10 protein-coding genes are annotated in these 13,400 nt (G+C 67.5%); 7 read left to right on the top strand and 3 right to left on the bottom strand.

Annotated elements, in window-relative coordinates; all coding sequences use genetic code 11:
• Both ccoG and D3877_RS30250 read left to right on the top strand, forming a co-directional pair.
• The gene (ccoG, locus tag D3877_RS13845; RefSeq protein ID WP_119831366.1) at positions 1–1,518 is read left to right on the top strand and encodes a cytochrome c oxidase accessory protein CcoG; all 1,518 of its coding nucleotides are present in this window, start codon (positions 1–3) and stop codon (positions 1,516–1,518) included.
• A 229-nt stretch (positions 1,519–1,747) separates the two neighbouring features.
• Entirely contained in the window at positions 1,748–1,912 is a 165-nt protein-coding gene (locus D3877_RS30250; RefSeq protein WP_199720804.1) for a hypothetical protein, read from the top strand.
• Between the two features lie 38 nt (positions 1,913–1,950).
• Here the strand turns inward: D3877_RS30250 and D3877_RS13840 are convergent, their stop codons facing one another.
• Entirely contained in the window at positions 1,951–2,790 is an 840-nt protein-coding gene (locus D3877_RS13840; protein WP_119831365.1) for a uroporphyrinogen-III synthase, read from the bottom strand.
• Positions 2,791–2,847: 57 nt separating this feature from the next.
• Positions 2,848–3,474, bottom strand: a complete 627-nt coding sequence (locus D3877_RS13835; protein ID WP_119831364.1) for a class I SAM-dependent methyltransferase — start codon at positions 3,472–3,474, stop codon at positions 2,848–2,850.
• A 130-nt stretch (positions 3,475–3,604) separates the two neighbouring features.
• Here D3877_RS13835 and D3877_RS13830 point away from each other — a divergent pair, with 130 nt between their 5' ends.
• The 5 genes from D3877_RS13830 (at position 3,605) to D3877_RS13810 (ending at position 11,703) form a co-directional block, all read left to right on the top strand.
• Positions 3,605–5,437: a sensor histidine kinase gene (locus tag D3877_RS13830; RefSeq protein WP_119831363.1), complete on the top strand. Its 1,833-nt coding sequence runs from the start codon at positions 3,605–3,607 to the stop codon at positions 5,435–5,437.
• Positions 5,434–6,816 carry a sigma-54-dependent transcriptional regulator gene (locus D3877_RS13825; RefSeq protein WP_119831362.1) on the top strand — a complete coding sequence of 461 codons (1,383 nt, stop codon included), beginning with the start codon at positions 5,434–5,436 and terminating at the stop codon, positions 6,814–6,816. Before D3877_RS13830 ends, D3877_RS13825 begins: the two co-directional genes overlap by 4 nt.
• A gap of 3 nt (positions 6,817–6,819) precedes the next feature.
• Positions 6,820–9,405: a tetratricopeptide repeat protein gene (locus D3877_RS13820; RefSeq protein WP_119831361.1), complete on the top strand. Its 2,586-nt coding sequence runs from the start codon at positions 6,820–6,822 to the stop codon at positions 9,403–9,405.
• 445 nt (positions 9,406–9,850) lie between these two features.
• The gene (locus D3877_RS13815; RefSeq protein ID WP_119832441.1) at positions 9,851–10,528 is read left to right on the top strand and encodes a response regulator transcription factor; all 678 of its coding nucleotides are present in this window, start codon (positions 9,851–9,853) and stop codon (positions 10,526–10,528) included.
• 146 nt (positions 10,529–10,674) lie between these two features.
• Positions 10,675–11,703 (top strand): hypothetical protein, encoded by a 1,029-nt coding sequence (locus tag D3877_RS13810; protein ID WP_119831360.1) that lies wholly within the window; start codon positions 10,675–10,677, stop codon positions 11,701–11,703.
• Positions 11,704–11,743: 40 nt separating this feature from the next.
• Here the strand turns inward: D3877_RS13810 and D3877_RS13805 are convergent, their stop codons facing one another.
• On the bottom strand, positions 11,744–13,369 hold the full coding sequence (locus D3877_RS13805; RefSeq protein WP_119831359.1) for a 3-(methylthio)propionyl-CoA ligase: 1,626 nt from the start codon (positions 13,367–13,369) through the stop codon (positions 11,744–11,746).
• Positions 13,370–13,400 lie beyond the last annotated feature (31 nt).

The following is a 13,400-nucleotide window of genomic DNA, read 5'->3' as shown; positions in this document are numbered from 1 at the left end:
ATGCCAGACGGTAGCATCGTTCAGCCGACGAAGGCCAAGCCGACCCCCAAATCGGCCGCCACGCCCGCCCCAGCCGAAAAAGTCGTTCTGTTTGAAAGCCAGAAAAAGATCCACCCAAAGGCGGTGAAGGGCGTTTTCCGGCGGCTGAAAACGGCGACCTTCGCGGTTCTTCTGGCGCTGTTCTACCTTGCGCCCTGGATCCGGTGGGAGCGCGGCGGCGACGCCCCGGCCCAGGCGGTGCTGTTCGATCTGAACACCCCGCGCTTTTTCATCTTCTGGATCGAGATTTGGCCGCAGGAGATCTATTACCTGACCGGCCTTTTGATCGTCGCGGCGCTGGGGCTGTTTCTGGCGACGGCGCTGGCCGGGCGGGTGTGGTGCGGCTTCGCCTGCCCGCACACGGTGTGGACCGACCTGTTCGTCTGGATCGAGCGTTTTTTTGAAGGCGACCGGGCCGAGCGCATCCGAAACGACATGGCGCCCTGGAGCTTGCGCAAGCTGGCCCGCAAGTCCGGCACCCACGCCGGTTGGCTGGCCTTGAGCCTTGTCACCGGCTTCGGCTTCGTCTCTTACTTCGCCGACGCGCCGACCCTGGCGCGCCAACTGGTGACGTTCGACGCCTCCTATGAGGCGACCAGCTTCTTCGCCCTGTTCGCCGGCATGACCTATCTGATGGCCGGTTGGACGCGCGAACAGATGTGCATGTACATGTGCCCCTGGCCGCGCATCCAAAGCGCGATGCTGGACGAGCACAGCCTGGTCGTCACCTACCACGCCGACCGGGGCGACAATCGCGGGCCGAAGCGCAAGTCGGAAAGCTGGGACGAGCGCCGGGAAAAGGGCCTTGGCGACTGCATCGACTGCGGCCAATGCGTGCAGGTCTGCCCGATCGGCATCGACGTGCGCAGCGGCGAGCAGGCCGACTGCATCAATTGCGGCCTGTGCGTGGACGCCTGCGACAGCATCATGATCGCCCAAGGGCTGCCGCCCAAGCTGATCGACTTTGATTCGCTGGCGGCGCACGAAACCCGCGCCAGCGGCAAAACCTATCAGTGGCGTCTGATCCGCCCGCGCACGATCATTTACGGCCTGCTGATGCTGGTCATCGGCGGGGCGATGGCCTGGAGCTTCGCGCTGCGCCCGCGCCTGGACATCACCGTGCTGCGCGACCGCGCCCCGCTGTTCGTCACCCTGTCGGACGGCAGCCTCCGCAACGCCTACACCTTCAAGGTCGCCAACAAAACCCGGCAATCGCGCGCCTACGCCCTGACCGTCAGCGGTCTGAACGGCGCCGAGATCAAGGTGATCGGCGAAGCCGAAGGCGCGGAGAGCAAGGACCACGCGGCCACCATCTCCGCCTCGCCCGACAGCGTGGCGACCTACCGCGTGTACGTCACCGCGCCGCGCGGCAACGTGACGGCGGCCTCCACCCCGCTGACCTTCCATCTGTCGGACACCGCCAACGCCGACAAGGACAGCCACGCCAGCGTCTTCCTCGGCCCCGCCGCCGGGAACTGAGGCGGGAACTGAGGTAAGCACTGAGGCGGCAAGAGCGGATCAAAGGCGGGGAGCTTCGGCCCCCGCCTTTTTCTTGTCCATCGGATGACGAAAGCCACGCTGATGACATCGTTCCGCAATCAAGCGGAGACGAAAACTGTCACACGCCTGCGTCATGGTCGCGTGATTGGATAGGAGCTTGTGACCCGCGACCACCGACCACGCTTTCACCTTGAGGATGAGCCGGACCATGCGCACGACCATCACCGCCCGCTGCACCTCCCTGATTGGCCGCGCCCGCGCCGCCCTGCGCCGCCCGCTGCGTCGTCCCTTCGTCCGCAAAGCCGCCGGTCAGCGCCGCATGCGTATGGAGCATTTGGATCTGGAGTTGTTCCGCAACGATCTTGGCGGTTGATGTCTGGGCCGGTTGACGCCTGGGGCGGCTGAGGTCGATCAGCCCCGCTGGGCGGATGAATCGCGGGCCAACAAATCCCGGATGGCGTTGACCAGCGGCTTCATGTGAAAGGTCGATTCCGGCGACACGGCGACGGTTCCGCCCAGCGCCACGACCGCCTCGGCCACCACCGGGCCGACGGCGGCGATGCGGGTGTTGCGGAATCCGGCGCGGAACTCGTCGGCCAAACCACACGCCTCGGCCACCTCATGCAGACGGCGGACCTGGGGGGAAGCGGTGAAGGCGACAAAATCAATGCGTCCCGCCGCCATGGCGCGAATCGCCGCCTCAACCGCGACGGTTTCCGAATCGGACGCGTAACGGTAGGGCGTGACCGCCACCGGCGCCCCGCCACGCGCCCGCACCGCGTCAAGCAAAAGCTCGTTCGGGTTGCCGGGGTAAAGCTGCACCCCAACCGTTCGCCCGCTCAAATCCTCCTCGGCCAGCGCCTGGATCACGCCGTCGGTGGTCGGGGCCGGGGCGATTCGGTAAGGGCCAAGACCGATTTCGCGCAACGCCTTCACCGGCTTCGGCCCGCGCACGAAAATGCGGGTTCGGCCCAGCGCGGCGATAACCTCGGTTTCCCGCCCGTCGGCGCGGGCGACGGTCATCAAACGCCGCAGCCCCTCGCCGGTCAGCAGGATGACGTCGTTGAAGGCTCCGGCGGTCAATTGGTCGAGCCAGTCGCGGGCCGGGGCGGGATCGTCGAGGTCGAGGATCTTGACCATCGGGCAGCGGATGGTTTCCGCGCCATGCTGCTCCATCATCCCGGCGAACAGATCCAAATCCCGGCTTTCCGGCACCAGAATCCGCCGCCCTGAAAGATCGCCGCCGCCCATGATGCGCTCCTGTCGCCTGCCGTGCTGACGCTTACCCTACCACAACAGGTGAAGCCGTCAGGCCCCTTGGCGACGGCAATGCAGCAGGCTGAACAGGCCAAAGGGCGGCACCGTCTCGACGCTCTGCACCGCCAAGGGGGATCCCTGAAGCAGCGACTCCAACGTGAAATCGGGCCGCCAGCCCAGCTTCTTCGACAAGGGCGCCAACCAGTTTTCCACCGTGCGGCGGATGCCGGGCCGGGGGGCGGCGAAATGATTGACGATGACGATATCGCCGCCGGGTTTGCAGACGCGCTCCAACTCCGCCATCGTGCCTTGCGGGTCGGGCACCACGGTCATCACATACATGGCGACCACCACGTCGAAACTGCCGTCGGCGAAGGCCAGTTTGCCCGCGTCCATCTCCAGCAGCCCTTCGACATGGGCCAAATTTTCCCGCGCCACCCGCTCTTGCGCGACCTTCAGCATGTCGGTGGACAAATCGATGCCGACGACGCGGTTGTCCTTGCGGTAATCCGACAGCGACAGGCCGGTGCCAACGCCAACCTCCAGAATGCGCAAACCGCCGCGCCGATTGAGCCACGCCACGGCGGCGTGACGGCCCGAGGCCAGCAAGGTTCCGAACACGCGGTCATAAAAACCGGCGTAACGCCGGTAAGCGGCGCGGATGGAAACGGCGTCCATGGCGAAATCCCCTCAGCAACCCGTTGCGGACGGGACCATAGCGGGCTTTGCCCCGTCATGAAAGTGACGCAGAGTCCCGATGCGCGACGGCGCTGGACAGCGCCCCGCCCGGAACCCTAGGAAAGAGGGCATGCCCCAACCGCCCCGCCCCGCCATCAACCGCCGTCGCCGCAACGTCGGCCCGCTCGCCCTGGCGCTGGTCGTCGTCACCGGGTTGGCCGCCTGGGGCGCCCATCGCTGGGCGGAGGCGCTGGCGCTTGACGACTTGATCGTCAATGGCGAGCAGCGCTTGGGCCTTTACGCCAGCAGCATCCGCAACGCGGTCGGGCGGTATGATTACCTGCCCGCCCTGACCACCCGCGACCATGATGTTCTGGCCCTGCTGGCCGCGCCGTCGGACGCCCAGCGCGATGTCGTCAACCGCCGGTTGGAAGAGGCGAACGCCACCGCCGGATCCGCCGCGCTCTACGTCGTGGACGGCGGCGGCTTGGCGCTGGCGTCGAGCAATTGGCGCGACCCGGCGCAAAGCTTCGTCGGCCAGCGTTACAACTTCCGCCCCTATTTCCGGCAGGCGATGGAAACCGGCAGCGGGCGCTATTTCGGCATCGGCGTGACGACGGGCCAGCCCGGTTATTTCCTGTCCCACGCCGCCCAAACCGACCAAGGGGTGATCGGGTTGGCTGTGGTCAAGATTGATCTGGAGCCGGTGCAGCGGGATTGGGCGGCGGGCGGCGAACGGGTGCTCGTCACCGACGACAACGGCGTTGTCTTTTTGGCCAGCCACGCCGCTTGGAAATACCGCGCCCTGCGCCCCCTGCCCGCCGAAGTGCGCGCCCGGCTGGCCGAAACCCGCCAGTATGACCGCAGCGCGCTGGACGCGCTGGGTCTCCGCGAAGGCCCCCTGATGGGCGGCGGCGCCCAGTTGGTCAGCCTGCCCGCGCCGGACTCCACGCCCAATCCGGACGGCCAACGTCATGCCTATCTGATGCAAGATCGCGCCCTGCCCGAATTCGGCTGGACCATCCGCTTCCTGTCCGATTTGGAGCCGGTTCGGACGCAGGCCAACGCCGCCGCCCTGCTGGCGGCGCTGGCCGTTCTGCTGCTGGCGACCGGCGCGGCGCTGGGGCAGCAACGGCGACAAACCCTGCGCCTGCAACGCGAAACGCACGCCCTGCTGGAACGCCGGGTGGCCGAGCGCACCGCCGAACTGGTCGCCGCCAACCGCGTGCTGCGCGAGGCGCAGGAGGAACTGGTGCAGGCGGGCAAGCTGGCCGCCTTGGGCCAGATGTCGGCGGCCTTGGCGCACGAGATCAACCAACCGCTGGCGGCGATCCGCACCTTCGTCGCCTCCACCCGTATTCTGGCCGAACGCGGGGAGGCCGCGCTGGTGCAAAGCAACCTCGCCATGATCGGCGATCTGGCCGAACGGATGGCGGTGATCTCCGGCCATTTGAAGGATTTCGCCCGCAAGGGTCCGGCGCGGGTCGAAGCGGTGTCGGTCGCCCGCGCGATGAACCACGCGCTGACCCTGCTGGCCCCCCGCCTGCGCGAGGAGGACATCGCGCTGGACATCGAGATCCCGCCCGACGCCCTGGTGCGCGGCGACGCGGTGCGGTTGGAGCAGGTCTTCGTCAATCTGCTGCGCAACGCCGCCGACGCCATGGCCGACGCGGACGACCGCCGCCTGAGCCTGTCCGCCGCCCCAGTCACGGACAACGGCGCGGCGGCGTGGGAAATCCGCATCCGCGACCGGGGAACCGGCATCGCCGACGCCGACCAGTTCCGCCTGTTCGACCCCTTTTTCACCACCAAGGAGGTTGGCCAGGGGCTTGGCCTGGGGCTGTCGCTGTCCTATGGAATCGTCCGCGACTTTGGCGGCGGCCTGCGGGCGGAAAACAACCCCGACGGCGGCGCCTGCTTCGTCATCCGCCTGCCGGACGCCAAGGAGGTTTCCCCGCCATGACCACGCCCACCCCCGTCCTGTTCATCGACGACGAGCTGGCGATGCGCGTGTCGGTCACGCAATGGCTCCAGTTGGCCGGATTCGCGGCGGAGAGGTTTGAGACGCCCGAGCGCGCGCTCGACCGGCTGTCGCCGGATTTTCCCGGCATCCTCGTCACCGACGTGAAGATGCCGCGCATGGACGGCATGGCCGTGCTGGCCCGCGCGCTGGAGCGCGACGCCGACCTGCCGGTGATCCTCGTCACCGGCCATGGCGACGTGACCCTGGCGGTGGAGGCGATGCGGCGCGGCGCCTACGACTTCATCGAAAAGCCCTTCGCCCCTGATCATCTGGTCGCCGTCATCCGGCGGGCCTGCGAAAAGCGCCGCCTCGTGCTCGACAACCGGGGTCTGCGCCGTCGGATCGGCGGCGCGGCGGGGATCGAGGCCCGGCTGATCGGCGTCTCCCGCGCCATGGACGATCTGCGGCGGGAGGTGCTGGATCTGGCCGCCACCAGCGCCAGCGTGCTGATTCACGGCGAAACCGGCGCGGGCAAGGAACTGGTCGCCCGCTGCCTGCATGATTTCGGCCCGCGCGCCGCCAAGGGCGCCTTCGTCGCGGTCAATTGCGGGGCGATTCCCGACAGCATGGCGGAAAGCGAGCTGTTCGGCCATGAGCCGGGCGCCTTCACCGGCGCCACCCAGCGCCGCGCGGGCAAGTTGGAGCATTCCAGCGGCGGCAGCCTGTTCCTTGATGAAATCGAAAGCATGCCGCTGGCCCTGCAAGTCAAGATGCTGCGCGCCTTGCAGGAACGGACGGTCGAACGGCTGGGATCCAACAAGCCGCTGCCCGTCGATCTCCGCCTGATCGCCGCGACCAAGGTGGACTTGCTCGACCTCAGCGAGGAAGGGCGGTTCCGCGCCGACCTCTATTACCGGCTGAACGTCGCCGAACTGCACATCCCGCCGCTGCGGGCGCGGGCCGAGGACATCCCCCTGCTGTTCGACGCCTTCGTCGCCGACAGCGCCGCCCACCACATCCGCGACCCGCGCCCGCTGGACGCCGACGATGTGGACGCTCTTCAGGCGCATGACTGGCCGGGCAACGTGCGCGAGCTTCGCAACCTCGCCGAACGCCATGTCCTGTCGGTTGGTCGGTCGAGCGTCGCCACGCTGCTGCGCCGCCGTCCAGTCGGCGGGGTCGGCGGCGACGGGGCGGCGGCCCGCGCGCTGTCCGATCAAATGGACGCCTTTGAAAAGCGGGTGATCGAACAGGCGCTCGACCGCTGCCGGGGCGACATCAAGGCGGTGATGGATCTTTTGGACATCCCCCGCCGCACCCTGAACGAAAAAATGGCCCGCCACAGCCTGGACCGGGCGCGCTTTTTGCCGCGAGGATAAAGCATGGCCACGATTCGCGAAGCCCTGGCGCTGGCGCTCGACCATCATCTCGCCGGGCGGGTGGTGGAGGCCGACACGCTCTATGGCCGGATTCTGGAGGTGGACCCGGAGAACGCCGACGCCCTCCACCTGCATGGCGTGCTGTGCGCGCAGACCGGGCGCTTGACCGACGCGGCGGCGCTGCTGCGGTTGGCCGTGCGGCATGGCCCGGCGGCCCCCGATCACCATGTCAACCTCGCCAACGCCCTGCGCGCGCTGGGGCGAACCGCCGAGGCCATCGACGCCTATCAGGGGGCGTTGGCGCTCGCGCCGCAGCGGGTGGACGCCGGATTCGGGCTGGCCGCTTGCTTGGACGCCGTCGGGCGACGCGAGGAATCCGCCGTCGCCTACCGCGCTTTGCTGGCCCACGCCTCCACCCACGCCGAAGCTTGGAACAATCTCGGGTTGGTCTTGCGGGCGTTGGGCCGCGCGTCCGAAGCGGTGGAACCGTTGACCGAAGCCGTGCGCCTGACGCCGCTGGACGCCCGGACCCAAACGAACCTCGCCATGACTCTCGACCGGGTGGGCGACGCCGAACGGGCGATGGCGGGTTTCGCCCGCGCGTTGGCGCTGGATCCGGCCTTCGCCTCGGTGTTGACCGGCTTGGCGCGCTGTCGGCTGCGTGTTGGGGAGACCGCCGCCGCCGAGCGCTTGAAAAGCTGGAGCTTGCGGCTGCGGCCCGACTCCCCTGATCTGCACGCCGCTTTGGCCCGACTGCGCGCGGATCGCCCCGTTCTGGCCGACGCGCATGTGCGCCGCCTGCTGGCCTTGACCCCCGCCGACGCGGAGGCGTGGAACGCGCGCGGCTTGCTCGCCCGCCGCATCGGTCGGTCGCGCGACGCGCGCGACGCCTTCCATCGGGCGGTGGTCCTGCACCCTGATCTGGGCGGCGGACGAATCAATCTGGCGCTGGCGCTGCGCGACCTTGGCCAGCCCGAGCAGGCCATGGTCGAGGCGCGGGTCGCCGCCGCGTTGGCCCCCGACTCTGCGGCGGTTCTCAACAATCTGGCGCTGGTCTGCGAAAGTTTGGACCAGCCGGGCGACGCGGCGGCGCTGATGGCGCGGGCGCTGCGGCTGACGCCGCTGGACGCCGACGGCTGGGCCTATCGCGGGGCGATGCTGCGGCGGGCCGGGCGGATCTCCGCTGGTTTGGACGCCTGCAACCGCGCCCTGGCGCTCGACCCCGCTTTGGTCGGCGGGCTGGTCAACCGGGCGGTGGTCCGTCAGGATCTGGGGGACCTCGACACGGCCATCGCCGACAACCGCCGCGCCGTCGCGGCGGCTCCCGACCGCGCCGACCTGCATTCCAACCTGCTGCTGTCTTTGCAATACAGCCCAAAAGTGACGGCCGCCGCCCTGCTGGCCGAACACCGGCTGTGGGACGACCGGCATGGTCGCCCCCGCGCCCCGCGCGCGGGCTGGCGCCACCCCAACGCGCCCGACCCGGAGCGACGTTTGCGCGTCGGCTACGTCTCCGCCGATTTCGGCTATCACCCCATTGGTTACTTCCTGGCCCCGCTGCTGCCCGCCCACGACCGCGCGGCGGTGGAGATTTTTTGTTACAACGCCAAACCGCGCGAAGACGGCATGACCCGCCGCCTGATCGCCGGGGCTGACCGCTGGCGCTCGATCCATGGTCTGGACGACGCGGCGGCGGCGGCGCTGATCGCGGCGGACGGAATCGACATCCTGGTCGATCTGGCCGGGCACACCGCCAACAACCGGCTGCCCCTGTTCGCCCGCAAACCCGCTCCGGTCCAAGCCACCTGGGCCGGTTACGTCGGCACCACCGGCCTGTCGGCGATGGACGCGCTGATCGCCTGCCCGCGCCAGATGCCGCCCGGCAGCGACGCCAGCGTGGTCGAACGCGTGGTCCGCCTGCCCGACGATTACGTGTGCGTTTTGCCACGGGAAGACGCTCCCGCCGTTGGGCCGCTGCCCTCCGAAGGCAGTGGTCCTGTCACCTTCGGCTGTTTCAACAACCGGACCAAACTGTCGGAACCAACCCTGGCCCTGTGGGTGCGCCTGCTGAACCGCCTGCCGACGGCAAGGCTGTTGCTGAAAACCCACCAGTTCGACGACGCGGGCGTGCGGACCAAGCTGTTGGCCGCCATCGTCGGGTTGGGCGGCGATCCGACGCGGGTGGAATTGTCGGGAGCCGCCCGGCACGCCGATCTGCCCGGCTGGTACAACCGCATCGACGTGGCGCTGGATCCCTTCCCCTACTCCGGCGGGCTGACCACGCTGGAAGCCCTGTGGATGGGCGTTCCGGTGGTGACGCTGGGCGGAGGAGACCGCTTTTGCGCTCGCCATTCCGTGGCCCACCTCACCGCCGCCGGGCTTCCCGAACTCATCGCCGCCAACGCCGACGCCTATCTGGACATCGCCGCCGGGTTGACGCAGGACCGCGCCGCGTTGGCGGCCTTGCGCGCGGGGTTGCGGGGCCGGATGGCGGCGTCCGCCTTGTGCGACGGGCCGCGTTTCGCCCACCATCTGGAAGCGGCCTATCGGGATCTGTGGCGCGCGTGGGTCGAATCCACGCCCTCCTGAGACGATTCGTCATCCGAGTCGGGGCGAAGCCAACCAATCAATGTCAGCGACATTTTATGATGCGCGCCGTGCGCAAAAATTTCTTTTGCTCTGCAATATCCTGCGGATCTTTGCCGCTAAAAACATCCCAACGGAAGAAGCGTTCTTTTATTCGCCGTGACCACCACCAATTCACGCGACAGTAACCGCTGGTTTTTCAACGCCTGCGATTTATGGTCGCCTTTCCGCTATCCCGCGCTCTCCAATCTTCTGCCGACTGTTTCCCCGGATACTATCCCCAGTATCCCATTTGCCCGCTCCGCTATCCCTCGTGCATGCAGAAATATGCAGGCCATCGCCGCTACACTGGGTTTCAAGATGGTGGTTCGTGGAGACAGCGGATCATCAAGCAATCAAAACCGGCGCCAACATCGGTTTTGGATCTGTCTGGTGGAGGACCGTTCTGATGTTCACGCAAACCGCTTGCCTTGTTCATATCGTTGATGGCGACCTGCTGCTGCGCAGCACCTTGGCGCGCGCTTTGGGGGCCGTCGGCATCGCTTGCCGCGTTCACAGCACCGGGGCGGACGCGCTGTCCGTCTTGGGAACCGGCTCGACCTGTCTGGTCGTGCGCAACGAATTGCCGGACATGACCGCTCAGGAATTGATCGCTGAAGCCGGGCTGCACGGTCATGATCTGCCGGTCCTCGTCATCACCGACCATGGCGACGTCGACGCCGCCGTCAGCGCCATGAAGGCGGGGGCCACCGATTGCCTGGCGCACCCCTTCGCCACGCCGACCTTCCTGGATCGGGTCCGCGCCTGCCTGACGACCGAAAGCCCCTATGCCCAACAGCGCGACCGGGGCCGCGACGCCGTCCGCCGTCTGACGCTGCTGAGCCGCCGCGAGGCCGAGGTTCTGCGCCTGATCGTCGAAGGCAAGCAAAGCAAGACCATCGCCTGGGATCTGGGCATCAGCATCAAGACGGTGGAAGTCCACCGCGCCCGCATCATGGAGAAAACCGGCTGCCGGTCGATCGTTGGTCTGGGCCGACTCTGGGAAGCGGCGGAGATGCTGCGCGCGCACAGCATTCCCCGGTCGATCCCCATGATGCCCGCTTTGGTCGAAATGGCCGCCCCCTGATCCATCCCTCAAGCGAGACATTGGGCGTGAAAACGGGGTGATGCTAGGGTTGTTGTCCATATGGCAGGCTAACGCTTGGGTTAGTGCCGCCGCTGGCCTTACACTCCCGCGCGTCGATCCCACACCGCGTTCAGTGGAGCGTTCTTATGTTGCCCAGGCATTGCCATCATCGTTTTGATGTCGCGTCGACCGACGACATCATCACGGCGCGACGTTTGGCGATGACCTTGGCGGAGGGGCGGCTCACCGACATCGACCGCCAACGTCTGGACGTTGTGGTGTCGGCGCTGGGTGAGCGCGCCAGCCGTTTGACGGGCGGAGCCACGTTTTTGATGCGCCGCTGGGGCGCCGAAGGGGTGGAGTGTCTCACCTTCGACCGAAACCCGCCCGCCGATTCCGCCGACGACGACCCTGGCGCCGCCGCGCTGGCGGTGGTTCAGGCCCAAGCCAGCCAGTTCGCAACCCACACCACCCCCTCCGTCGGCAGCGCCCATTTGGCGCGAGTCTGGCGGATGGATGGCGCCGCCGCGCCATCCCCCGGATCTGTGGTTGACGTTGGGGCGGTGATGGTCGCCCGGCTTGGGGCCGACGCCTGCGGCGATGGATGGTTTTTCCGTTGCGACAACCCCAACAACGGCGTGGCTCTGGTCATCGATGGGATACCGGGCGCCAGCGCCAGCGCCCGCCGCGTCGAAGCGGTGGCCGCCGCGACCACCCCCGGCTTGTCGCCGCAAATGGTGGTGGGCGCCATCCGGCGCGACATCGCCGACACGCCGACCGGCACCGTGGCGGTGTTGCGAATAAGCGGAGAGGCTGTGGATTACACCGCGCTGGGCACCGTCGCCGGGGCGGTCATCCGTGACCGCAAGGTGACGTCGCTGGCCGCGCGCTGGGCCATGGTTGGTTACAACCCACAAATTCCCGCCTGCGTTCATCTTTTGTGGACGGCGGGCGATCACGTCATCTTGCACAGCGATGGCTGCGTCCGCCTGCCGGTTCTGTTCATCGAGCGCAACTTGCACAGCGTGGATCCGACCCTGGCCGCCGCCGTCCTGCTGCGCGATGGGACGGCGATGGACGACGACCAGACCATCTTGATCCTGCGCAACACCGCCGCCCCAACAACCGATCAAGCCAATCAAACCGATTGGATGACCGAGCGGGGAACCGTCTGACCGGACGACTCCCCGCTGCTGGATCATTCGGCGGACGTCATCACGCGGCGGGCGGGGTCGTCACCATGTCGCGGATGCTGCTTTTCAACAGCTTGCCGGTGGCGGTGTGCGGCAGCGCCTCGACAAAGCGGACGTCGTTGGGGATGGACCATTTGGCGATTTTGCCGTCGAAGACCGCCAACAGTTCCTCTTTGGTCAGGCTGGCCCCCTCCTTCACCACGACGACCAGCAGCGGGCGCTCGCCCCATTTCTCGTCGGGAATGGCGACGGCGGCGGCCTCCTGCACGGCGGGGTGGCCAACGGCGATGTTTTCCAGATCGATCGAGCTGATCCACTCGCCGCCCGACTTGATGACGTCCTTGGTGCGGTCGACGATCTGCACATAGCCGTCGGCGTCCATCGTCACCACGTCGCCCGTCTCGAACCAGCCGGGGACGGTTTCGTGCGCCGGGCTGGAATCCAGGCCGAAATAGGACGAGCAGACCCAGGAACCGCGCACCAGCAACCGGCCAAAGCTTTTGCCGTCGCGCGGCACGTCGTTTCCGTTGCTGTCCAGGACGCGGAACTCGATGCCGCAGATCGGGCGGCCCTGCTTGGAGGCCAGCGCCAGCGCGTCGTCGGCGCTTTGTCCCGCGTGCTTGGCCTTGGGCATGTTGGCGAGGCCGAGCGGGCTGGTTTCCGTCATGCCCCAAGCGTGCAGAACCTCGACCCCATGCTCCTTGAAGCGCTGGATCATGATCGGTGGGCAGGCGGAGCCGCCGATGGCGACCCGGCGCAGAATCCCCAGGCCCTTCTTGTTGGCGTCCAGCCAGTTCAGCAGCGCCAGCCAGACGGTCGGCACCCCGGCGGTGTTGGTCACGCCCTCGCTCACGAACAGCTCATGCAGGCTGGCCCCGTCCAGCTTGGCGCCGGGAAGCACCAGCTTGGCCCCCACCATCGGCGCGGCGTAGGGAATGCCCCAGGCGTTGACGTGGAACATCGGCACCACGGGCAGCACGACGTCGGACGCCGACAAATCGAACACGTCGGGCAGGCAGGCCGCCAGCGCGTGCAGGATGGCCGAACGGTGGCTGTACATCACCCCCTTGGGGTGGCCGGTGGTGCCGGAGGTGTAGCACATGCTGCACGCGGTGTTTTCGTCCAGCTCCGGCCAATCGAAATGGTCGGGCTGGTCGGCCAGCAGATCCTCGTAACACAAAAGGTTGGGCAGGCTGGAGGTCGGCATGTGGGCGGCGTCGGTCATGACGACGATGGCCTTCACCCCGGTCAGATGCTCGGCCAACCCCTCCAGCAACGGGATGAAGGTCAGGTCGGTGAACAGCACGCGGTCTTGCGCGTGGTTGACGATGTAGGCGATCTGTTCGGGGAACAAGCGCGGGTTGATGGTGTGGCAGACCATGCCGGAACCGCCGATGGCGTAATAGCATTCCAGATGGCGATAGCCGTTCCAGGCCAGCGTGCCGACGCGGTCGCCCGGCTCCAGCCCCAGCTTCGCCAGCGCGTGGGCCAGTTTTTGCGCGCGCGCCCAGGCGTCGGCGTAGCTGTAGCGATGGATCGGCCCCTCGGTGGTGCGCGACACGATTTCCGTGTCGGCGTGGTACAGCGCGGCGTGACGCAACGCCGTCGTCACCAAAAGCGGCACACCCATCATCAATCCACGCAGCATCGGTTTCTCTCCCAGTTCTTTGATTTGTTTC

Source organism: Azospirillum cavernae, assembly GCF_003590795.1.
Taxonomy (GTDB): domain Bacteria; phylum Pseudomonadota; class Alphaproteobacteria; order Azospirillales; family Azospirillaceae; genus Azospirillum; species Azospirillum cavernae.
The sequence above is the reverse complement of the archived record's forward strand: the minus strand, read 5'-3'. Positions and strand labels throughout refer to the sequence as shown.